At 66.2% G+C, this 26,532-nt stretch carries 1 protein-coding gene; it reads left to right on the top strand.

Annotation, left to right across the window (positions count from 1 at the left end):
* Window positions 1–93: 93 nt before the first annotated feature.
* Entirely contained in the window at window positions 94–26,493 is a 26,400-nt protein-coding gene (locus tag QQL85_RS01100) for a BapA/Bap/LapF family large adhesin (RefSeq protein ID WP_284368759.1), read from the top strand.
* The last annotated feature ends 39 nt before the right edge of the window (window positions 26,494–26,532 follow it).

The raw sequence follows: 26,532 nt of genomic DNA, 5'->3' as shown, positions 1-26,532 counted from the left end.
AGACTGCGCGTAACACCCTACAGGGGCCCTGTTACGCAGGTTGTGGCTCGAACGGTTCGGGCCGGGGGATCCGGATACCAGCAGGGAGCATCCATGGACAACATCGTCGTCGCCGACAAGCAAACCGAAGTCGCCACTCAGAACGCCTGGGGCAATATCAACCTGAAAGGGCCAGGTGTCGTGCAGATGCCGGTGTCTCCCGACAAAGTGGCCACTGTTACCCAACGCGGGCAAGACCTGATCATCACCCTGAAGTCGGGTGAAAAGGTCACCATCGGCAACTTCTTCGCCGTAGACCAGGCCGGGGTCGGCAGCGACATTGTCTTTGTCGGCGAAGACGGCACCCTGTGGCATGCCCAGTACGACACGGCAGCGTTCACTGGTTTTACCTTCGAAGACGTGGCCTCGCTGGACGAGTTGGTCGCGGGTATCGGCACCGCCGGTAGCGCCATGCCGACCTGGGCAATTGCCGGGCTAAGCCTGCTCGGCGTCGGGGGCGCAGCAGCAGTGGCAGACAACAACAGCGGCAGCAGTGGCGGCGGCTCAACCCCTGATACCACTGCACCGGCCACGCCCATCGACCTGCTGGTGTCGCCGGATGGCCTGCGCCTGACCGGCCGTGGTGAAGCAGGCACCACGGTAAGCATCCGTGATGCCGCCGGCAACCTGATCGGCAGCGGCACCGTGGGTGCCGACGGCACCTTCGACGTGACGTTGAACCCGCCGCAGGTCAACAGCGAGAACCTTGAAGTCACCCTGACCGATGGCGCCGGCAACGTCTCGGCGCCTGGCACAGTCATCGCCCCGGACGTGACTGCGCCGCTGGCACCTGCCGACCTTGCCATCAATGAACAGGGCACCACACTCACCGGCCGTGCAGAACCAGGCTCTACGGTTTCAGTGCGGGGTGCCGACGGTGTGCTGCTGGGCTCAGCACTGGCCGGTGCAGACGGCCAGTTCAGTATCACCCTGCAACCGCCACAGACCGAAGGCCAGGCGTTGGAGGTCAGCGCCAAGGACGCAGCCGGCAACACCTCGCCTTCGGCCAGTATTGCAGCACCAGACGTCGAGACACCTGATACTACCGCCCCTGACCAGCCTACCGACCTCGCCCTGGCCAGCGGCGTAACCCTCACTGGCCGCGGTGAACCAGGAGCCACCGTACAAGTGCGTGATGCCACTGGCACTATCATTGGTACAGGTGTGGTGGGTGCCGATGGCCTGTTCAGCGTCACCCTTAACCCTGCTCAGGCCAACGGCGAGGCACTGGACATACGTCTGGTGGATGCTGCCGGCAACAGCTCGATCCCGCTTGAATTCACAGCACCCGACATCACCCCGCCAAGTGCAGTCAGCGACATCCTGGTCGGCAGTGGCGGCCTGGCCATGAGCGGCCGAGGCGAACCCGGTGCCACTGTCGAAGTCCGTGATGCCAACGGCACCGTGATCGGTACCGGCGTGGTCGGGGCCAATGGCACCTTCCTCATCAACCTTGATCCAGCCGTGCAACCGGGTGACCAGTTGAGCCTGGTGCAGACCGACCCAAGCGGCAACACCTCCGTTGCCCTCGAATACGATGTGCCACTGACCACTGCGCCAGACAGCCCGAGCAACCTGGCCATCGATGCCGACGGCACCACCCTCACCGGTTCCGCCCCTGCTGGCAGCCGTGTCGAAGTCCATGATGCCAACGGCACGCTGATCGGCAGCGCCATTACCAATGCCGACGGCACCTTCAGCATCGAACTGAACCCGCCACAAGCTAACGGCGAGCTGCTGGATGTCGTCGCCATCGATGAAAGCGGCGTCTCTTCGCTGCCCGCACAAATCACCGCACCGGATATCACCGCGCCAGAAGCCCCGACCGAACTGGTCATCGGCCTGGCCGGTAGCCAGCTCACTGGCCGTGGCGAAGCCGGCACCAGCGTGCAGGTCCGTGATGCCGCAGGCAATGTCATCGCGACAGGAACAGTGGGTGCTGATGGCACTTTCACCGTCACCCTCGCCCCTGCCGTGATCGATGGCAGCGCCCTGCAGGTCACCCTCACCGACGCCGCAGGCAACGTCTCGTTGCCGGGCTCGGTCACCTCCGCCGACCTGTTGCCTCCGGCTCAACCCAGCGAACTGGCCTTGGCCGATGGCGTGACCTTCACCGGGCGCGGCGAACCGGGTGCCACCGTGCAGGTGCGCGATGCTGGCGGCAACATCATCGGTACGGGCGTAGTCGGTGCCGATGGGCTGTTCAGCGTCACTCTCTCGCCTGCCCAGGCCAATGGCGAAGCGCTGGATGTGCGCCTGGTGGACGCTGCCGGCAACAGCTCGATCCCGCTTGAATTCACAGCACCCGACATCACCCCGCCAAGTGCAGTCAGCGACATCCTGGTCGGCAGTGGCGGCCTGGCCATGAGCGGCCGAGGCGAACCCGGTGCCACCGTCGAAGTCCGTGATGCCAACGGCACCGTGATCGGTACCGGCGTGGTCGGGGCCAATGGCACCTTCCTCATCAACCTTGATCCAGCCGTGCAACCGGGTGACCAGTTGAGCCTGGTGCAGACCGACCCAAGCGGCAACACCTCCGTTGCCCTCGAATACGATGTACCGCTGACCACCGCACCAGACAGCCCGAGCAACCTGGTCATCGATGCCGACGGCACCACCCTCACCGGTACCGCCCCTGCTGGCACCCGCGTAGAGGTCCATGACGCCAACGGCACGCTGATCGGCAGTGCCATTGCCAACGCCGACGGCACCTTCAGCATCGAGCTCAATCCCGCCCAGGCCAACGGCGAGTTGCTGGATGTGGTCGCCATCGATGACAGCGGCGTCTCTTCGCTGCCAGCACAGATCACCGCACCAGATATCACCGCGCCTGCCGCCCCGACCGATCTGGCCGTCAGCGCAGACGGCACCGTGCTTACCGGCCGTGCCGAACCGGGCAGCACCGTGCGCATCGTTGCCGCCAATGGCACCGAACTGGGTACCGCCGTGGTCGGCCCGACGGGTGTATTCAGCATCAGCCTCGCCCCACCGCAAGTAGACGGCGAAGTACTGCAAGCTACTTCAACCGATGCGGCCGGCAATACTTCGACGGCCAGCTCGGTCACCGCACCAGACATTGACGGCGGTGACACTACCCCGCCAGAGGCTCCGACCAACCTGGCGATCGGTCTCGCGGGCAGCCAACTCAGTGGCCGAGGCGAAGCCGGCGCCACCGTGCAGGTCCGAGATGCCGCAGGCAATGTCATCGCGACAGGAACAGTGGGTGCTGATGGCACTTTCACCGTCACCCTGGACCCTGCCGTGATCGACGGCAGCACCCTGCAAGTCACCCTCACCGACGCTGCCGGCAACGTTTCGCCGCCCGGTTCAGTCACCTCCGCCGACCTGCTGCCGCCGGCTCAACCCACCGACCTGGCCTTGGCCGATGGCGTGACCTTCACCGGTCGCGGCGAACCGGGTGCCACCGTGCAGGTGCGCGATGCTGGCGGCAACATCATCGGTACGGGCGTAGTCGGTGCCGATGGACTGTTCAGCGTCACCCTCTCCCCTGCACAGGCCAACGGCGAAGCGCTGGACGTGCGCTTGGTGGACGCGGCTGGCAACACCTCTGCACCGCTGCAATTCGATGCCCCGGATATCACTCCACCCGATGCTGTGAGCAATATCGCGGTCGGCGCCGGAGGAACATCCCTGAGCGGGCGTGGTGAGCCGGGGGCAACGGTCGAAGTGCGTGATGCCAACGGCACGCTGATCGGCACGGGAGTTGTCGGTGCGAACGGCACCTTCCTGATCGACCTCAATCCAGCTGTGCAGCCGGGTGACCAGCTGAACCTGGTGCAGACCGACCCAAGCGGCAACACCTCCGTTGCCCTCGAATACGATGTGCCACTGACCACTGCGCCAGACAGCCCGAGCAACCTGGCCATCGATGCCGACGGCACTACCCTCACCGGTTCCGCCCCTGCCGGCACCCGCGTAGAGGTCCATGACGCCACCGGCACCTTGATCGGCAGCGCCATCGCCAACGCCGACGGCACCTTCAGCATCGAGCTGAGCCCGCCACAGGCCAACGGCGAACTGCTGGATGTCGTCGCCATCGATGACAGCGGTGTTTCCTCGCTGCCCGCACAGATCACCGCACCGGATATCACCGCGCCGGCCGCCCCGACTGAACTCGCCGTCAGCGCTGACGGCACCGTGCTTACCGGCCGTGCCGAGCCGGGCAGCACCGTGCGCATCGTTTCGGCCAATGGCACCGAACTGGGCACCGCCGTGGTCGGCCCGACCGGCGTGTTCAGCATCAACCTGACTCCGCCGCAAGTAGACGGCGAAGTATTGCAAGCTACTGCAACCGATGCGGCCGGCAATACCTCAACGGCCAGCTCGGTCACCGCACCGGATATCGACGGCGTCGATACCACGCCACCCGCAGCGCCAACCAATCTGATCATCAGTTTGGCAGGTAGCCAGCTGAGCGGGCGTGGCGAAGCCGGCACCAGCGTGCAGGTCCGTGACGCCGCAGGCAATGTCATCGCGACAGGCACAGTGGGTGCTGATGGCACTTTCACCGTCACCCTCGCCCCTGCCGTGATCGACGGCAGCACCCTGCAAGTCACCCTGACCGACGCTGCCGGCAACGTTTCGCAGCCGGGCTCGGTGACCTCTAGCGATCTGCTACCGCCGGCACAACCCACCGACCTGACCTTGGTTAATGGCGTGACCTTCACCGGTCGCGGCGAACCGGGTGCCACCGTGCAGGTGCGTGATGCCGGCGGCAACATCATCGGTACGGGCGTGGTCGGTGCCGATGGACTGTTCAGCGTCACCCTCTCCCCTGCACAGGCCAACGGCGAAGCGCTGGACGTGCGCTTGGTGGACGCGGCTGGCAACACCTCTGCGCCGCTGCAATTCGATGCCCCGGATATCACTCCACCCGATGCCGTGAGCAATATCGCGGTCGGCGCCGGAGGAGCGGCCCTGAGCGGCCGAGGCGAACCGGGTGCCACCGTCGAGGTGCGTGATGCCAACGGCACCGTGATCGGTACCGGCGTGGTCGGGGCCAATGGCACCTTCCTCATCAACCTTGATCCAGCCGTGCAACCGGGTGACCAGCTGAGCCTGGTGCAGACCGACCCAAGCGGCAACACCTCCGCTGCCCTCGAATACGATGTACCACTGACCACCGCACCAGACAGCCCGAGCAACCTGGTCATCGATGCCGACGGCACCACCCTCACCGGTTCCGCACCTGCTGGCACCCGTGTCGAAGTCCATGATGCCAACGGCACCCTGATCGGCAGCGCCATCGCCAATGCCGACGGCACCTTCAGCATTGAACTCAATCCCGCCCAGGCCAACGGCGAGCTGCTGGATGTCGTCGCCATCGATGACAGTGGCGTTTCCTCGCTGCCCGCACAAATCACCGCACCGGATATCACCGCGCCGGCCGCCCCGACCGATCTGGCCGTCAGCGCTGACGGCACCGTGCTTACCGGCCGTGCCGAACCCGGCAGCACCGTGCGCATCGTTGCCGCCGACGGCACCGAACTGGGCACCGCCGTGGTCGGCCCGACCGGCGTGTTCAGCATCAACCTGGCTCCGCCGCAAGTAGACGGCGAAGTCCTGCAGGCCACCGCAACCGATGCTGCGGGCAATACCTCCGTAATAAGTTCGGTTACAGCACCGGATATCGACGGTGGCGATACCACGCCGCCTGATGCCCCGACCAATCTGATTATCGGCCTGGCCGGTAGCCAACTGAGCGGGCGCGGCGAAGCCGGCGCTTCCGTGCAGGTGCGTGACGCTGCCGGCAACCTGCTGGCGACCGGCACAGTGGGTGCTGATGGCACTTTCACGGTCACCCTGGCCCCTGCCGTGATCGACGGCAGCACCCTGCAAGTCACCCTCACCGACGCTGCCGGCAACGTTTCGCCGTCCGGTTCAGTCACCTCCGCCGACCTCCTGCCGCCGGCTCAACCCACCGACCTGGCTTTGGCCGATGGCGTGACCTTCACCGGTCGCGGCGAACCGGGCGCCACCGTGCAGGTGCGTGATGCCGGCGGCAACATCATCGGTACGGGCGTAGTCGGTGCCGATGGACTGTTCAGCGTCACCCTTAACCCTGCCCAGGCCAACGGAGAGGCACTGGACATACGCCTGGTGGATGCTGCCGGCAACAGCTCGATCCCGCTTGAATTCACAGCACCCGACATCACCCCGCCAAGTGCAGTCAGCAACATCCTGGTCGGCAGTGGCGGCCTGGCCCTGAGCGGCCGAGGCGAACCGGGTGCCACCGTCGAAGTCCGTGATGCCAATGGCACCGTGATCGGTACCGGCGTGGTCGGGGCCAATGGCACCTTCCTCATCAACCTTGATCCAGCCGTGCAACCGGGTGACCAGTTGAGCCTGGTGCAGACCGACCCAAGCGGCAACACCTCCGTTGCCCTCGAATACGATGTACCGCTGACCACCGCACCAGACAGCCCGAGCAACCTGGTCATCGATGCCGACGGCACCACCCTCACCGGTACCGCCCCTGCTGGCAGCCGTGTCGAAGTCCATGATGCCAACGGCACGCTGATCGGCAGCGCCATTACCAATGCCGACGGCACCTTCAGCATCGAGCTGAGCCCGCCACAGGCCAACGGCGAACTGCTGGATGTCGTCGCCATCGATGACAGCGGTGTTTCCTCGCTGCCCGCACAGATCACCGCACCGGATATCACCGCGCCGGCCGCCCCGACTGAACTCGCCGTCAGCGCTGACGGCACTGTGATTACCGGTCGCGCCGAACCGGGCAGCACTGTGCGCATCGTTTCCGCCAATGGCACCGAACTGGGCACCGCCGTGGTCGGCCCGACGGGTGTATTCAGCATCAGCCTCGCCCCACCGCAAGTAGACGGCGAAGTATTGCAAGCTACTGCAACCGATGCTGCCGGCAATACCTCAACGGCCAGCTCTGTCACCGCGCCAGACATTGACGGCGGTGACACTACCCCGCCAGAGGCTCCGACCAACCTGGCGATCGGTCTCGCGGGCAGCCAACTCAGTGGCCGAGGCGAAGCCGGCGCCACCGTTCAGGTCCGAGATGCCGCAGGCAATGTCATCGCGACAGGAACAGTGGGTGCTGATGGCACTTTCACCGTCACCCTGGCCCCTGCCGTGATCGACGGCAGCACCCTGCAAGTCACCCTCACCGACGCTGCCGGCAACGTTTCGCCGCCCGGTTCAGTCACCTCCGCCGACCTCCTGCCGCCGGCTCAACCCACCGACCTGGCTTTGGCCGATGGCGTGACCTTCACCGGTCGCGGCGAACCGGGCGCCACCGTGCAGGTGCGTGATGCCGGCGGCAACATCATCGGTACGGGCGTAGTCGGTGCCGATGGGCTGTTCAGCGTCACCCTCTCGCCTGCCCAGGCCAATGGCGAAGCGCTGGATGTGCGTCTGGTGGACGCTGCCGGCAACAGCTCGATCCCGCTTGAATTCACAGCACCCGACATCACCCCGCCAGCGGCGGTCAGCAACATCCTGGTCGGCAGTGGCGGCCTGGCCCTGAGCGGCCGAGGCGAACCCGGTGCCACCGTCGAAGTCCGTGATGCCAACGGTACCGTCATCGGTACGGGAGTAGTCGGGGCCAATGGCACCTTCCTCATCAACCTTGATCCTGCGGTACAGCCGGGTGACCAGCTGAACCTGGTGCAGACCGACCCAAGCGGCAATGCCTCCGTTGCCCTCGAATACGATGTGCCACTGACCACTGCGCCAGACAGCCCGAGCAACCTGGCCATCGATGCCGGCGGCACTACCCTCACCGGTTCCGCACCTGCTGGCACCCGCGTGGAAGTTCACGACGCCAACGGCACCCTGATCGGCAGCGCCATCGCCAATGCCGACGGCACCTTCAGCATCGAGCTGAGCCCGCCACAAGTCAACGGCGAACTGCTGGATGTGGTCGCCATTGATGACAGCGGCGTCTCTTCGCTGCCCGCACAAATCACCGCGCCGGATATCACTGCGCCTGCCGCCCCGACCGATCTGGCCGTCAGCGCTGACGGCACCGTGCTTACCGGCCGTGCCGAACCGGGCAGCACCGTGCGCATCGTTTCTGCCAATGGCACCGAACTGGGCACCGTCGTGGTCGGCCCGACGGGTGTATTCAGCATCAGCCTCGCCCCACCGCAAGTAGACGGCGAAGTATTGCAAGCCACCGCGACCGATGCTGCCGGCAATACTTCGACGGCCAGCTCGGTCACCGCACCTGACATTGACGGTGGCGATACCACGCCGCCTGATGCCCCGACCAATCTGATCATCGGTCTGGCCGGTAACCAACTGAGCGGGCGCGGCGAAGCCGGCGCTTCCGTGCAGGTGCGTGACGCTGCCGGCAACCTGCTGGCGACCGGCACAGTGGGTGCTGATGGCACTTTCACGGTCACCCTGGCCCCTGCCGTGATCGACGGCAGTACCCTGCAAGTCACCCTCACTGACGCCGCAGGCAACGTTTCGCCGCCCGGCTCAGTCACCTCCACCGACCTGCTGCCTCCGGCTCAACCCACCGACCTGACCTTGGTTAATGGCGTGACCTTCACCGGTCGCGGCGAACCGGGTGCCACCGTGCAGGTGCGTGATGCCGGCGGCAACATCATCGGTACGGGCGTGGTCGGTGCCGATGGACTGTTCAGCGTCACCCTCTCCCCTGCACAGGCCAACGGCGAAGCGCTGGACGTGCGCTTGGTGGACGCGGCTGGCAACACCTCTGCGCCGCTGCAATTCGATGCCCCGGATATCACTCCACCCGATGCCGTGAGCAATATCGCGGTCGGCGCCGGAGGAACATCCCTGAGCGGGCGTGGTGAGCCGGGGGCAACGGTCGAAGTGCGTGACGCCAACGGCACGCTGATCGGCACGGGAGTTGTCGGTGCGAACGGCACCTTCCTGATCGACCTCAATCCAGCTGTGCAGCCGGGTGACCAGCTGAACCTGGTGCAGACCGACCCAAGCGGCAACACCTCCGTTGCCCTCGAATACGATGTACCGCTGACCACTGCGCCAGACAGCCCGAGCAACCTGGTCATCGATGCCGACGGCACCACCCTCACAGGTTCCGCCCCTGCCGGCACCCGCGTGGAAGTTCACGATGCCAACGGCACGCTGATCGGCAGCGCCATTGCCAACGCCGACGGCACCTTCAGCATCGAACTGAACCCGCCACAAGCCAACGGCGAACTGCTGGATGTGGTCGCCATTGATGACAGCGGCGTCTCTTCGCTGCCCGCACAAATCACCGCACCGGATATCACTGCGCCTGCCGCCCCGACCGATCTGGCCGTCAGCGCTGACGGCACCGTGCTTACCGGCCGTGCCGAACCGGGCAGCACCGTGCGCATCGTTTCTGCCAATGGCACCGAACTGGGCACCGTCGTGGTCGGCCCGACGGGTGTATTCAGCATCAGCCTCGCCCCACCGCAAGTAGACGGCGAAGTACTGCAAGCTACTTCAACCGATGCGGCCGGCAATACCTCAACGGCCAGCTCGGTCACCGCACCAGACATTGACGGCGGTGACACTACCCCGCCAGAGGCTCCGACCAACCTGGCGATCGGTCTCGCGGGCAGCAAACTCAGTGGCCGTGGCGAAGCCGGCACCACCGTGCAGGTCCGTGACGCCGCAGGCAATGTCATCGCGACAGGCACAGTGGGTGCTGATGGCACTTTCACCGTCACCCTCGCCCCTGCCGTGATCGATGGCAGCACCCTGCAAGTCACCCTGACCGACGCTGCCGGCAACGTTTCGCAGCCGGGCTCGGTGACCTCTAGCGATCTGCTACCGCCGGCACAACCCACCGACCTGACCTTGGTCAACGGCGTGACCTTCACCGGTCGCGGCGAACCGGGTGCCACCGTGCAGGTGCGCGATGCTGGCGGCAACATCATCGGTACGGGCGTAGTCGGTGCCGATGGGCTGTTCAGCGTCACCCTCTCGCCTGCACAGGCCAACGGCGAAGCGCTAGATGTGCGCCTGGTGGACGCGGCTGGCAACACCTCTGCGCCGCTGCAATTCGATGCCCCGGATATCACTCCACCCGATGCCGTGAGCAATATCGCGGTCGGCGCCGGAGGAACATCCCTGAGCGGGCGTGGTGAGCCGGGGGCAACGGTCGAAGTGCGTGACGCCAACGGCACGCTGATCGGCACGGGAGTTGTCGGTGCGAACGGCACCTTCCTGATCGACCTCAATCCAGCTGTGCAGCCGGGTGACCAGCTGAACCTGGTGCAGACCGACCCAAGCGGCAACACCTCCGTTGCCCTCGAATACGATGTACCGCTGACCACTGCGCCAGACAGCCCGAGCAACCTGGCCATCGATGCCGGCGGCACTACCCTCACCGGTTCCGCACCTGCCGGCACCCGCGTGGAAGTTCACGATGCCAACGGCACGCTGATCGGCAGTGCCATCGCCAACGCCGACGGCACCTTCAGCATCGAGCTGAGCCCGCCACAGGCCAACGGCGAACTGCTGGATGTCGTCGCCATCGATGACAGCGGCGTCTCTTCGCTGCCCGCTCAGATCACCGCACCGGATATCACCGCGCCGGCCGCCCCGACCGATCTGGCCGTCAGCGCTGACGGCACCGTGCTTACCGGCCGTGCCGAACCGGGCAGCACCGTGCGCATCGTTTCCGCCAATGGCACCGAACTGGGCACCGCCGTGGTCGGCCCGACCGGCGTGTTCAGCATCAACCTGACTCCGCCGCAAGTTGACGGCGAAGTACTGCAAGCTACTTCAACCGATACGGCCGGCAATACTTCGACGGCCAGCTCAGTCACCGCACCGGATATCGACGGCGTCGATACCACACCGCCCGCAGCGCCCACAAACCTTGTGATCGGCCTGGCCGGCCAGCGTTTAAGTGGCCGTGGCGAAGCCGGCACCACCGTGCAGGTCCGTGATGCCGCAGGCAATGTCATCGCGACAGGCACAGTGGGTGCTGATGGCACTTTCACCGTCACCCTCGCCCCTGCTGTGATCGATGGCAGCACCCTGCAGGTCACCCTGACCGACGCTGCCGGCAACGTTTCGCCGCCCGGCTCGGTAACCTCCAGTGATCTGTTGCCTCCGGCTCAACCCACCGATCTGGCCTTGGCCGATGGCGTGACCTTCACCGGGCGCGGCGAACCGGGTGCCACCGTGCAGGTGCGCGATGCTGGCGGCAACATCATCGGTACGGGCGTAGTCGGTGCCGATGGGCTGTTCAGCGTCACCCTCTCGCCTGCCCAGGCCAATGGCGAAGCGCTGGATGTGCGTCTGGTGGACGCTGCCGGCAACAGCTCTATCCCGCGTGAATTCACAGCACCCGACATCACCCCGCCAGCGGCGGTCAGCAACATCCTGGTCGGCAGTGGCGGCCTGGCTCTGAGCGGCCGAGGCGAACCGGGTGCCACCGTCGAGGTGCGTGATGCCAACGGCACCGTGATCGGTACCGGCGTGGTCGGGGCCAATGGCACCTTCCTCATCAACCTTGATCCTGCGGTACAGCCGGGTGACCAGCTGAGCCTGGTGCAGACCGACCCAAGCGGCAACACCTCCGTTGCCCTCGAATACGATGTACCGCTGACCACCGCACCAGACAGCCCGAGCAACCTGGTCATCGATGCCGACGGCACTACCCTCACCGGTTCCGCCCCTGCTGGCACCCGCGTAGAGGTCCATGACGCCAACGGCACGCTGATCGGCAGTGCCATTGCCAACGCCGACGGCACCTTCAGCATCGAGCTCAATCCCGCCCAGGCCAACGGCGAGTTGCTGGATGTGGTCGCCATCGATGACAGCGGCGTCTCTTCGCTGCCCGCACAAATCACCGCACCGGATATCACTGCGCCTGCCGCCCCGACCGATCTGGCCGTCAGCGCTGACGGCACCGTGCTTACCGGCCGTGCCGAACCGGGCAGCACCGTGCGCATCGTTTCTGCCAATGGCACCGAACTGGGCACCGCCGTGGTCGGCCCGACCGGCGTGTTCAGCATCAACCTGACTCCGCCGCAAGTAGACGGCGAAGTATTGCAAGCTACTGCAACCGATGCGGCCGGCAATACCTCAACGGCCAGCTCGGTCACCGCACCGGATATCGACGGCGTCGATACCACGCCACCCGCAGCGCCAACCAATCTGATCATCAGTTTGGCAGGTAGCCAGCTGAGCGGGCGTGGCGAAGCCGGCACCACCGTGCAGGTCCGAGATGCCGCAGGCAATGTCATCGCGACAGGCACAGTGGGTGCTGATGGCACTTTCACCGTCACCCTCGCCCCTGCTGTGATCGATGGCAGCACCCTGCAGGTCACCCTGACCGACGCTGCCGGCAACGTTTCGCAGCCCGGCTCGGTAACATCCAGTGATCTGTTGCCTCCGGCTCAACCCACCGATCTGGCCCTGGCCGATGGCGCGACCTTCACCGGTCGCGGCGAACCGGGTGCCACCGTGCAGGTGCGCGATGCTGGCGGCAACATCATCGGTACGGGCGTAGTCGGTGCCGATGGGCTGTTCAGCGTCACCCTCTCGCCTGCCCAGGCCAATGGCGAAGCGCTGGACGTTCGCCTTGTAGACGCGGCTGGCAACACCTCTGCGCCGCTGCAGTTCGATGCCCCGGATATCACGCCACCTGCCACGGTCAGCAACATCGCGGTCGCCAGCGGCGGCCTGGCCCTGAGCGGACGTGGCGAAGCCGGCGCCACGGTCGAGGTGCGTGATGCCAATGGCACACTGATCGGCACCGGCGTGGTGGCTGCCAACGGCACCTTCCTGATCGACCTCGACCCGGCCGTGCAGCCCGGCGAGCAACTGAGCCTGGTGCAGACCGACCCAAGCGGCAACGCCTCCGAAGCGCTGCAGTTCGAAGTCCCGGTAACCACCGCCCCGGCCAGCCCCAGCGAACTGGTGTTCGCCGAGGACGGCACCAGTATCAGCGGCACGGCGCCTGCCGGTACCCGCGTGGAAGTGCACGACGCCAACGGCACGCTGATCGGCAGTGTCGTGGCCAGCCCTGATGGCAGCTTCACCGTCGTTCTGGCCCCGGCCCAGGCCAATGGCGAACTGCTGGACGTAGTAGCCATCGACGATGCTGGAGTATCGTCGCTGCCAACGCAGATCAACGCGCCAGACATTACCGCGCCTGCCGCCCCGAGCGAACTGGCCGTCAACGCCGATGGCACTGCCGTCACCGGCCGCGCCGAACCGGGTAGCACCGTGCGCGTGCTGGCCGCCGATGGCACCACCGTACTGGGTACCGTCGTGGTTGGCGCCACCGGAAGCTTCAGCATCACCCTAAGCCCACCGCAGGTCGACGGCGAAGTGCTGCAAGCCACTGCCACCGATGCGGCAGGCAACACCTCGACCGCAGGTTCAGTCACCGCGCCAGACATCGACGGTGGCGATACCACGCCACCCGACACTCCGACCAACCTGGCGATCACACTGGCCGGCAGCCAGCTGAGCGGGCGTGGTGAGGCCGGCACCACCGTGCAGGTGCGTGACGCCGCCGGCACGGTTCTGGCAACCGGTACGGTCGGCCCGGATGGCGCTTTCACCGTGACCTTGACCCCTGCCGTGAACGACGGCAGTACCGTGCAGGTCACCCTCACCGACGCCGCCGGCAACGTCTCGCAACCCGGCTCGGTCACCTCGCAGGATCTACAGGCTCCAGCGCAACCCACCGACCTGGCACTGGCCGATGGCGTCACCTTCACCGGTCGCGGAGAACCCGGTGCCGTCGTGCAGGTGCGCAACAGCGCCGGCAATGTGATTGGCACGGGACTGGTCAACGCGGGCGGTACCTTCAGCGTCACACTGTTCCCTGCCCAGGCCAATGGCGAGGCGCTGGACGTGAGGGTGGTGGATGCCGCCGGCAACAGCTCTGCGCCACTGCAGTTCGATGCACCCGACATCACCCCGCCTGCTGCCGTCAGCAGTGTTGTAGTCGGTGCCGGTGGCCTGGTGCTCAGCGGTCGCGGCGAAGCGGGGGCCAACGTTGAAGTGCGTGATGCCGGCGGTACCGTCATCGGCACCGCCACGGTCGGCACCAACGGCACCTTCGTGGTCAACCTCGACCCGGCAGCCCAGCCGGGCGCCGTGCTGAGCCTGGTGCAAACCGACCCGAGCGGCAACGCGTCGGAAGCCTTGCAGTATGAGGTGCCACTGACCACTGCCCCCGACAGCCCGAGCGGCCTGGTGGTTGCCGCTGATGGCACCCGCCTCGAGGGTTCTGCCCCGGTCGGCAGCCGTGTGGAAGTGCGTGATGGCAATGGCAACCTGGTCGGTAGCGTGGTGGTGGGCGCCGATGGCACCTTCACCATCATCCTCAACCCGGCCCAGGCCAACGGCGAACTGCTGGATGTGGTGGCCATCGACGGCACAGGGGCATCGTCCCTTCCCGTGCAGGTCAGTGCGCCGGACATCACCGCCCCGGTTGCCCCGAGCGAACTCGCGATCAATGCCAATGGCACCGTCGTCACCGGCCGCGCCGAGGTGGGCAGCACCGTACGTGTGCTGGCAGCCGACGGGTCTACCGTGCTGGGTACGGCGGTAGTGGGTGCGACAGGTAGCTTCAGCATCACCCTCAGCCCACCGCAGGTCGACGGCGAAGTGCTGCAAGTCACCGCCACCGACGCCACCGGCAATGCCTCCAGTGCCGGTAACGTCACTGCGCCAGATATCGACGGTGTCGATATCACGCCACCTCAGGCCCCGACCAACCTGACGATCACCTTGGCCGGTGGCCAACTGAACGGCCGTGGCGAAGCGGGTGCAAGCGTGCAGGTGCGCGATGCCCAGGGCAACGTGCTGGCCAGCGGCACGGTCAACCCGGATGGCACCTTCCAGATCACCTTGGCCCCGCCGGTCAATGATGGCAGCACCCTGCAAGTGGTGCTGACCGATGCCGCCGGCAATGCCTCAACCCCTGGCACGGTGGCCTCCCCAGACTTGCAGGCCCCAGCGCAGCCAACCGGCCTGGACCTGGCCGGCGGCGTTACGTTGACCGGTAGCGGTGAGCCTGGCGCCACCGTGCAGGTGCGCGATGCCTCAGGCAACGTGATCGGCAGTGGTGTGGTCAACCCGAACGGCAGCTTCAGCGTTACCCTGTCCCCTGCCCAGGCCAATGGCGAAGTCCTCGACATCCGCCTGCTGGACGCCACAGGCAATACCTCGACGCCGCTTGCGTTCAACGCCCCGGACATCACCGCACCTGCGCAGGTCAGCAATATCGTGGTCGGTGCCGATGGCCTGACCCTGAGTGGGCGCGGTGAAGCCGGTGCCACCGTAGAGGTGCGGGATACCAATGGCACGCTGATCGGCACAGGCACAGTGACCGGCAACGGCACCTTCCTGCTCGACCTCGACCCGGCTGCGCAGCCGGGTGAACGCCTGAACCTGGTGCAGACCGACGCCAGCGGCAATGCCTCCGACGCGTTGACCTTCGACGTACCGCTGGTGACCACACCGGCCAGCCCGAGCGACCTGGTAGTCGCCGCAGACGGCACCAGCATCAGCGGCACTGCACCGGTCGGCAGCCGTGTGGAAGTGCATGATGCCGACGGCTCCGTGGTCGGCAGTATCGTGGTGGGTGCTGGGGGCACCTTCACTGTTGTGCTCAACCCGGCTCAGGCCAACGGTGAGCTGCTCGACGTAGTGGCCATCGACAGCAACGGTACCTCGTCGCTGCCAGCACAAGTCACCGCGCCCGATATCACTGCGCCCGTCACGCCAAGCGAACTGGCCGTCAGCGCCGATGGCAGCGTGGTGACTGGGCGTGCCGAGGCCGGCAGCACCGTGCGTGTGCTGGCCGCCGACGGCACTACCTTGCTGGGCAGCATCGTCGTCGGCGCCAACGGGGCCTTCAGCATCGGCCTTACTCCGCCACAAGTGGCAGGCGAGCAGTTGCAGGTGACCGCTACCGATGCCGCTGGCAACGCCTCCACGGCAGGTAGCGTTACCGCACCGATCGTGGACAACGGCGGTGATACTACGCCGCCGCAACCTGCTACCGAGGTGGTCATCAGCAACGATGGCCGTACGGTCTCCGGTCGTGGCGAAGTGGGCGCCACCGTGAAAGTGCTCGATGATCAGGGCCAAGTGCTGATAAGCGGCACCGTACAGCCCGACGGCAGCTTCAATGTGCAACTGCCAACCCCGGTGGTCGATGGCTCGGCCCTGCAAGTGACCCTGACCGATGCTGCCGGTAACGTCTCCACACCTAGCCCGCTGACGGCACCAGACCTTGTGGCACCGCTGCAACCAACAGGCCTGGTACTGACCGATGGCGATAGCCTGACCGGCACTGCCGAAGGCGGCGCCCGGGTGGAGGTGAAAGATGCCTCGGGCAACCTGATCGGCAGCGCCATTGCTCAACCTGATGGCAGTTTCAGCCTTACCCTCGACCCGCCACAGGCCAATGGCGAAACCTTGTCCATTACCGTGACAGACGCGGCAGGCAACAGTTCGGTACCACTAAGCTATGTGGCACCGGACATCACCGACCCGACACTTGTCACCGACGTGGTGGCAGCTGATGGCAGCCTGGCCGTGTCTGGCCGTGGCGAACCCGGTGCCAAGGTGGAAGTGCGTGATGCACAGGGCACCGTCATCGGTACCGGCAACGTGGCTCCGAATGGCAGCTTCGTGGTCGACCTTGAAGTGCCGCTGGCTGCGGGCGAAACCCTCGTGCTGGTGCAGATCGATGCCGCTGGCAATACGTCGGTGGGGCTCAGTGTGACGGTTGCCAATGCACCGCTGCCCGAGAGCCCGAGCGGGGTGGTGATAGCCGGCGACGGCTCCAGCGTCGCCGGTATCGCACCGGTAGGCACGCAAGTGCAGGTGCGCGATGCCCAGGGCAATGTGTTGGGCAGCGCCCAGGCGGGCCCGGGCGGCAGCTTCGTCATCAACCTGAACCCGTCACAGGCCAACGGCGAAACCCTGGATGTGGTGGCTGTCGATGGCGCGGGCAACAGCTCGCTGCCGACCCAGATCACCGCCCCCGATATCACCCCGCCCAATGAAGCCAGCCAACTGCAAGTAAGCGCCGATGGCAGCCTGCTCACCGGCCGCGGTGAACCAGGCACCACCGTGCAGGTCATAAGCGCCCAAGGTACCCTGCTGGGCAACGCCCAGGTCGGCGCCGACGGCGTGATCAGCGTGGTCCTCAACCCGCCGCAGACCGACGGCCAAGAGCTGGACGTGGTGCTGCGCGATGCTGCCGGCAACACCTCAACCGCCACCCTCATCGCACCCGATACCGATGGCCCGCTGCAACCCTCGGGGATGGCTGTCGATACCGCAGGCATTCACCTGACCGGCCTGGGCCAAAGCGGCTCCATCGTCACCGTGCGCGATGCCAACGGCAACGTGCTGGGTATCGCCACGGTGGGTGGGGACGGCCGCTTCGACGTCACCCTCAACGCACCACAGCGCAATGGTGAAAGCCTGAGCGTCGAGGCCACCGACAACCTGGGCAACAGCGCGGGGCCGGTGAGCTTTACAGCCCCCGACTCCACGCCACCGCAGGCGGTCAGCAACCCGACCATCGATGGCACCGGCACCACGGTCACCGGCAGCGGCGAAGCTGGCGCCACCGTGACCGTGCGTGGGCCGGATGGCAGCGTGTTGGGCAGCACACTGGTCGGCGCCGGCGGCGCGTTCGAAATTACCCTCATCCCACCGCAAACCAACGGCCAGGCACTGACCGTTGAGCAGCGTGACCCAACCGGCAACCTGTCACCGGCAGTCGACCTGCCGGCGCCGGACACCGAGTTGCCAGCTACCCCGACCGGCCTGACCCTGTCCGGCGATGGCCGGACCATTACCGGCAGCGGCGAGCCGGGGGCGCAGGTGAGTGTCACCAACACCGCGGGTACCGTGCTGGGCACCGCCACGGTTCAGCCCGATGGCAGCTTCCTGGTGAGCATCGACCCGCCGCAGCTCAATGGCCAGACCCTGTCTGTCACCCAGGCAGACAACGCTGGCAACGACTCGCCCGCCGGTACCGTGACTGCGCCTGACTTCGAGGCACCGCTACCGGCGCAAGGCCTGGGCCTGGATCCGACCGGTACCCTGCTCAGCGGTCAAGGCGAGGCAGGCAGCACCGTAGAGGTTCGCAACGCGGCAGGCGACCTGCTGGGCAGCATTCAGGTGGAGCCCGACGGCACGTTCGAAGTACCACTCGCCCCCGCCCAAACCAACGGCGAAGTATTGTCCGTGGTCTTGATCGATGGCGGTGGCAATGCCTCACCCTCTGCCAGCCTCACCGCCGATGACAGCAGCGCGCCAACGGCACCGGGCGGCCTCACCATCACCCCTGGCGGCAACGCCATCCAGGGTACCGGTGAAGCAGGGTCCACGGTGGAAGTGCGGCTTACCGACGGCACCCTGGTGGGTACCATCGTCGTGCCGCCAGGTGGCCGCTTCACAGTGCCGCTCTCGCCCGCCCAACTGGACGGCCAGTCACTCAATGTGACCCTGACCGATACCGCCGGCAATGTGTCCCTGCCCGGCCAGATCAATGCGCCGGACATCACGCCACCTGCGGCGCCCACAGGTGTGCTGGTCAGTCCGGACGGCAGCACCGTCACTGGCAGTGCGCCTGGCGCCAACTCGGTGTCCGTGAACGACGGGAATGGCAATGTGGTCGTGGTGGCCGTCGATTCAGATGGCAGTTTCAGCGTACCGCTGGATACCCCGCTGACCAATGGCCAGACCGTGACCGTGGTGGTGACCGACGCAGCCGGTAACGACTCTGCTCCGGTCTCCGTCAACGCCCCGGATACAACCAAACCGGATGCGGCCACCGGCCTTACCGTGAACCCGGACGGCAGCACCGTGGGTGGTACTGCGGAGCCTGGCAGCACGGTGGAGATCCGCAACCAGGATGATGGCAGCGTGCGCGGCACGATAACCGTAGGGCCCGACGGTACCTTCGTGGTTGACGTCGACCCGCCGCTGACCACCGGCGAAACCGTCGATGTGGTCGTGATCGACCCTGCCGGCAACGAATCGCCCGAGGTGCCACTGGCTGGCCCGACCGGCACCGAGGTGGCCACGCCATCGGCCCTGTCCATCAGTGCCGACGGCTTCCTGCTGACCGGCCAGGGCACGATCGGTTCGCTGATCACCGTGACCTCTGGTAGCACCACCCTGGGCACCGCCACCGTCGGCAGCGATGGCACCTTCCGCGTGTTCTTCCAGAACGCCCAGCTCAACGCCCAGATCTTGCAGGTCAGTGCCAAGGCTACCGTCGATGGCCTGCCTTCGGTGCCGGCCATCATCGTGGCCAATGACACCACGGCACCCAACGCGCCAACCCAAGTCGTGCTAAACGCCACCGGCAGCACGCTGACCGGCCAGGGCGAAGTGGGCGCTACCGTGCGCGTGGTGGATGCGCAGGGCAACGTGCTGGGTACTGCACCCGTTGGCAGCAACGGCCTGTTCAGCATCAGCTTCTCGCCAGCCGTGGCCAATGGGCAGAACCTGATCGTGACCCAGGCCGACGCTGCGGGTAACGTTTCACTCGCGGCCACTCTGCAAGCACCCGACCTGCAGGCACCGCTGGCTGCCAGCAACCTCAGCCTCAACAACGCGGCCACCGTGCTCAGCGGCCAAGGCGAAGCCGGCGCTACCGTGACCGTACGCGATGCCAGTGGCGCCATCCTGGCCACCGGCACCGTCAACCAGAGCGGCCAGTTCCAGGTCACCCTGCCCAGCGCGCAAACCAGCGGCAGCCCGCTGCAAGTCACCCTCAGCGATGCCGCCGGCAACATCTCCGGCCCGGCCAGCCTGGCCACGCCAGACCGCACGCCACCGGCCGCCATCACCAACCCGGTACTGAGCCAGGACGGCCGGCAGCTGTCCGGCAGCGGCGAAGTGGGTGCTACCGTGCAGGTGCGCAACGCCGCCGGTGCCGTACTGGGCACGGCCACCGTGGGTGCCGACGGTCGCTTTACGGTGACCTTCGACACCCCGCAAACCACTGGCCAGGCCATCGGTGTGACGCAAGCAGATGCCGCCGGCAACACGTCGCCAGCCGTCAACGTGGCAACCCCGGACCTGACCCCACCAGCCCCGCTGACCAACGTGGCGCTGAACAACAACGGCCTGACCCTGACCGGACTGGGCGAAGCCGGGGCCACGGTCACCGTGCGCGGCCCGGACGGCACCATCATCGGCACCGGTCTGGTGGCTGCCAACGGCAGCTTCACCCTGACCCTGAACAGCGCCCAGCTCAATGCCCAGTACCTGAGCGTTACCCAGACCGACGCGGGCAACAACACCTCTGCTGCCGTGGCGGTGACCGCGCCGGACTTCACGCCACCCGCCGCACCGACCGCACTGGCCCTGGCGGCCACCGGGCTGCAACTCACCGGTAACGCCGAAACCGGCAGCACCGTGACCGTGCGCGATGCCAGCGGCAATGTGCTGGGCACTGCGGTCGTCGGCAGCAACGGCACCTTCCAGGTCACCCTGAACAGTGCCCAGACCAACGGGCAGGCCCTGCAAGTAACCGCCACCGACGCAGCCGGCAACGTGTCGCCGGTCACGCCTTACACCGCAGCCGATACCACGCCGCCAGCGGCCGTGACCAACCTGGCGGTTTCTGCCAGTGGCACCACCCTGACTGGCAATGGCGAAGCCGGTGCGACAGTCACCGTGCGGGCACCCGACAACACCGTGCTGGGCACAGCCACAGTCGGCGCTGACGGTCACTTCAGCGTAACCCTGTCGCCAGCCGCGATCACGGGTGAAAGCCTGAGCGTGGTCCAGGCCGATGCCGCACAGAACGTCTCCCCCGCACAAAACGTCACCGCGCCGGGCCTTCTGGCACCGGCAACACCGGACAACCTGGTACTGGCCGCCGACGGCCTGTCGGTGACTGGCACCGCAGCGGTGGGCAGCACGGTCAAGGTGTATGGCCCCAATGGCGCATTGTTGGGCAGCAGCCAGGTGGCCAACGACGGCACCTTCACCGTCAACCTCGGCAGCGCCCAGGCTAACGGCGAGGTGCTGGAAGTGAGCGCCACCGGCAGCGACGGCGCCGTATCGCTGCCGGCGACCCTGCAGGCGCCGGACACAACGGCACCGCTACCGCTGACCCACCTGGTGCTGTCCAACGACGGCCTGGTACTCAGTGGGCGCGGTGAGCCTGGGGCTACCGTTACCGTGACAGGTGAAGGCGGTATAGACCTGGGCACCGCCGTGGTCGATGCCAGTGGCAACTTCAGCGTCAACCTGAGCGCCGCGCAAGTCAACGGCGAACAGCTCAGTGCCAGCCAGTCCGATGTAGCCGGCAACGAGTCCAACAGCGTCAGCCTGACCGCCCCGGACCGCGTGGCGCCAGATGCCCCCGACAACCTGGCCTTCGCCGGCGGTGGCAGCCTGCTCAACGGTTCCGGCGAAGCGGGGGCCGCTGTTCGCGTGCTCGCCGCCGACGGCACGGTGCTGGGCAGTGCAACGGTACGCGCCGACGGCACCTTCCAGGTCAACCTCGCCTCGCCTCAAGCCAACGGCCAGCAGGTGCAGGTAGTGCTGACCGATGCGGCTGGCAACCAGTCCGCCGCCAGCACCGTCACCGCGCCGGACACAACGCCACCCGCAGCACCCGCCGAGCTGGCCATCTCCAGTGATGGCGTGACCATCACCGGCCGTGGCGAAGTCGGCGCGCTGGTGACAGTGACCAACCCGGCAGGCCAGCCAATCGGCAGCGCCACCGTCGATGCCAGCGGCCACTTCACCATCACCCTGAGCCCGGCGCTGGGCAACGCCGAGCTGCTCAGCTTCACCCAGGCTGATGCGGCCGGCAACGTGTCGGCCGTGGCCACCCTGCAAACCCCGGACTTCACCCCGCCGGCCGCGCTTACCGCAGTGGTGATCAACGCCGATGGCAGCGTGGTCAGCGGCCTGGGCGAAGCGGGCGCGACAGTCACCGTGAGCAACGCCGCCGGTGCCGTGGTGGGTACCGGCACGGTACTGGCAGACGGTACTTTCCGCGTTGAGCTCTCACCCGCGCAAATCAACCACCAGGTGCTGTCGGTGCAACAGGCCGACCCACCCGGCAACATCAGCTTGCCGGTCACCGTGCAGGCACCGGACCATACGCCGCCTGCCGCCGCGACCGAGCTGCGGCTCAATGTGGCAGGCGATGAACTGGGCGGTGTCGGCGAAGCAGGTGCGACAGTGCGCGTCTATGTCGGCACCACACAGGTCGGTACGGCCGTGGTGGCCGCCAGCGGCACCTTCGTGGTCGAACTGGATACACCGCAACTCAATGGCCAGGTGCTGCAAGTAACGCTGACCGACAGCAGCGGCAACATATCGTCGATCAGCACCGTCACGGCGTTGGACACCACACCACCGGCCACCGTGATTGCCTCGATCAACGACAGCGGTACCCAAGTGATCGGCACCGCCGAAGCCGGTACCCACGTCACCGTGCTCAACAACAACGGCGACCTGCTGGGCCAAGTGACTGTCGACCCGGATGGCACTTTTGTCCTCGACCTGAACAGCCCGCAAATCAACGGCCAGGTACTGACCGTCATCACCCAGGACGCCACCGGCAACCCGTCGGCGCCCCTGCAGATGACCGCGCCAGACCTGACGCCGCCTATGCAGCCAGGCAACCTGCTGCTCAACCCCGCAGGCACGTCAATGACCGGTACGGCAGAAGCCGGCACCACCATTACCGTGCGTAACCCAAGCAACACCGTCGTGGGCCTGGTTGTGGTTGGTGACAACGGCCAGTTCACCGTTGCCATCAGCCCGGCACAGAACAACGGCCAACTGCTGACAGTGGTGTCCACGGACGCTGCCGGCAACGCCTCGGTACCCGCCAGCTACCAGACCAGCGACACCTCACCACCCGCCTTGGTGACCAACCTGGCGATCGACAACACCTACAGTTCGCTGACTGGCAGGGGCGAAGCCAATGCCACGGTCACCGTCAGAATCGGTGGTATCAACGGTACCGTGATCGGGACCGGTTTGGTGGACGCTGCGGGCAACTTCCAGATAAACCTTTCGCCGACGCCGGGCGCAGCCGCATTCCTTTCCGTGACACAGTCCGACGGCACCAATACCTCCGGGGCCACGACATACATCACCCCTCTGCTCCCGCCACCCGAACCACCGACCAACGTGATCCTGGGCAGCGATGGCCTGACCTTGACCGGTACCGCAGCAACCGGCGCAAGCATCCGCGTCTACGATGCCGCAGGAAACCTGATCGGCTCAGGTACCGCTAACCTAGGCAATGGTGGTTTCAGCCTGACGCTGAACTCGCAACAGCTCAACGGCGAGCACATCTCGGTGACGGCAGTCTCGCTGCTGGGCAGCGAATCGCAGCCCGTCTTCCTGCAAGCGGCCGACATCACCCCACCAGCCAACCCGGTGGTCACCAGCCTGTCGGCCAACGGCCTGGTGCTGAGCGGTACCGGTGAAGCCGGTGCCACGGTGACGGTGCGTGACGCCAGCAACAACGTGCTCGGCACGGCGTTGGTAAATGGCGGTGGCGTGTTCACCGTCAACCTCAACGCTGCGCAGCTCAACGGCCAGGTACTGGGCGTGAGCCAGGCCGACGTCGCAGGTAACGTGTCTGGCAGCACCCACTACACGGCTGTCGACGTTCAGCCGCCAGCCGTACCGACCAATGTGGCCATCAACGGCACGGGTACGGTACTGACCGGTAACGGCGAAGCAGGCGCAACCGTCACCGTGCAAGGCCCGAACGGCCAGGTCGGTACCGGCCTGGTGCAACCCGACGGCACCTTCAGCATTACCCTGACCGCGCCACAGAACGACGGGCAACTGCTGGTGGTGCGCCAGACCGATGCTGCTGGCAACCTGTCCGCCAGCACCAGCCTGACCGCACCGGACACCACGCCGCCAGCGGCGCCGTTGGCCAGCATCAATACCAACGGCACCTCGGTCAGCGGCTCTGGCCAGGCCGGCAGCACCGTTACCGTGCGCAATAGCGCAGGTACCGTTCTGGGCACGGCAACGGTAGGCAGCAACGGCGTGTTCGTGGTCAGCCTGGCTGCCGCGCAAATCGACAACCAGGCGCTCAGCGTCACTCTCACGGACAGCGCCGGCAACGTCTCCACCAGCACCGCGCTGACCGCGCCCGACCTGACCCCACCCGCAGCCGCCGGCAACCTGCAGATCAGCGCCGACGGCGGTACCCTCACAGGCAGTGGCGAGGCGGGCGCGACGGTCACGGTGCGCAGCGCCAGCGGCACGGTGCTGCAGACCGCGACCGTGCAACCGAACGGCAGTTTCACTGTGACCCTGACCCCGCCACAGGACAACGGCCAGGTCCTTTCGGTGACCCTCACCGACCCGCGTGGCAACGCGTCGGGCAACGTCACCGTCACAGCACCCGATGTGGATGCCAACGCACCGGTCATCGCCAGCGACAACCTGGCGACGGCAACGGTCAACCTGGTGCCGGTCTCCGCCACCAAGACCTACACCGACAGTTTCACCACGCTTTTGTCGGGCTTCACCAAGACCTACACCTGGACCGTAGCCGCCGGCACCACGGTGGACCCGACCCTCACGCTGACCACCAACAGCGTGTTGGCGTTGCTCAATAACTCCACGTTCACCCTGCAAGTGAAAGACGCTACCGGCGCCTGGGTGACCCTTGCCACCGGCAATACCCAGGGCCTGCTTGACCTGATCGTGCTGCCGCTGGGGCTGCAAGTCGATATAGGCACCCTGCAAGCCGGCGACTACCGTCTGACCGTGGGCAGTGGCGGCATTGGCCTGATCACCAACGTGACCACTTCGCTGGACATCACGGCTACCAGCCTGACCCAGTTCACAGGGACTGGCACCGCCACCACCGGCAACGTCATCACCGACGTGGGTACCGACGGCACCGTCGATGCCCGCGGCCCGGACAGCGGTGCCGTGCTGCAGGTGTTCAAGGACGGCAGTTATGTCGCGGCAGGCACCGCCACCACGGTACAAGGCTTGTACGGCACCCTGGTGATCCGCGCAGACGGCAGCTACACCTACACGCCGAACGGCAGCCCGGCCAGCGTCGGCAAGGTCGATGTGTTCAGCTACCAGCTGGTGCACGCGAACGGCCTGTCCGACTCTGCCAACCTGTATGTGCGTATCGACAGCCCACAGGCCACGGAGGTGTGGAGCAACAGCAACTACGCTGCACCGGCCACGGTGGTGGATGCGGTCAATGACGTGGGCAACAGCCATATCAGCCTGATCAATCCGGAATCGACCACAACCATTACCTTTACACCGCTCAGCCTGCCGGTGGTCGGTTCACGCTCTGCCACCTATACCACCACGGTCGCAGCCAATACCTTGACCGACCTGCAGGTCGTGGTGAACTCCACCAACCTCGTGGGCCTGCTCAGCGGGACCACCATCGAGCTGCTCAAGCTCAACCCGGCGACCGGCCTGTACGTTTCGGTACAGACGGTGAATGGGGGCTCGCTCATCAGTTTGCTCGGAGGTGGGGCCGCCTACACCTTCCAGGACCAAGGCCCTGGCACATACCATGTGAAAGTGACGTCAGGCGGGATCGGTGGCGGCTCGATCACCACCACCGTCAATGCCACTGCCACGCACCTGGACCAATTCGTGGTGGGCAGCGCTACCCAGGCTACCGGCAACCTGCTGAGCGACGATAACGTCGGTTCGGCACTGACCGTGCTGAGCGTGCTGACAGCGGCGAACACCTACACCATCCCGGGCTACAACGGGGTCAGCGTGGCGGGTACCTACGGCACGCTGCTGGTGCATGCCGACGGCAGCTACACCTACACCCTCAACACCGGGTTGACCTCGGCAGTGATTGGCCAACACGACACCTTCACCTACGAACTGACCCATCCCAACGGCACCACCGACACGGCAACACTCACCATCAACCTGGACAACGCCGCCAACCTGACCACCACCATGGCGCTGCTGGCCGACACGGGTGACGAAGGGGTAGCACTGGCCAGTGTCGCAGCGGCGGCCTCCAGCGAAGTGATCGCGGGCACCGATGGCAACGATCACCTCGACGGCAGCCAGGGTGGCCATATCACCCTGCTGGGTGGTGCGGGTAACGACACCCTGGTGGTGGTCGACCAGAACTTCGCCAGCGTCGAGGGTGGCACAGGCACCGACACCCTGCTGTGGGGCGGCGGCGATGCCAGCATCGACCTGGGCAACCTGGCCGATCGGGTGCATGACATCGAAATCATCGACCTCAACGACACCAGCGCGGTGGCGCTCACCCTCAACCTGTCGGACGTGGTGGCCATCACCGAAACCGGCACCGACACACTGATCATCAAGGGGGACGACAAAGACACGGTTCACATGACGGACAACTGGACCCTGGTCGGGAACCAAACCGCCGACGGCATCGACTATAACCAATACACGGCCCAGGAGGATCCGAGCCATCACCTGTGGGTACAGAACGGTATCCATGTGGTCTGAGGCCGCTGTAATCCCGCCGGGCACACGCCCGGCGGCATG

Source organism: Pseudomonas putida, assembly GCF_030159595.1.
In the GTDB taxonomy this organism is placed as follows: domain Bacteria; phylum Pseudomonadota; class Gammaproteobacteria; order Pseudomonadales; family Pseudomonadaceae; genus Aquipseudomonas; species Aquipseudomonas putida_AC.
Note: the sequence above shows the minus strand (reverse complement) of the source record. Positions and strands in the feature narration are given on the sequence as shown.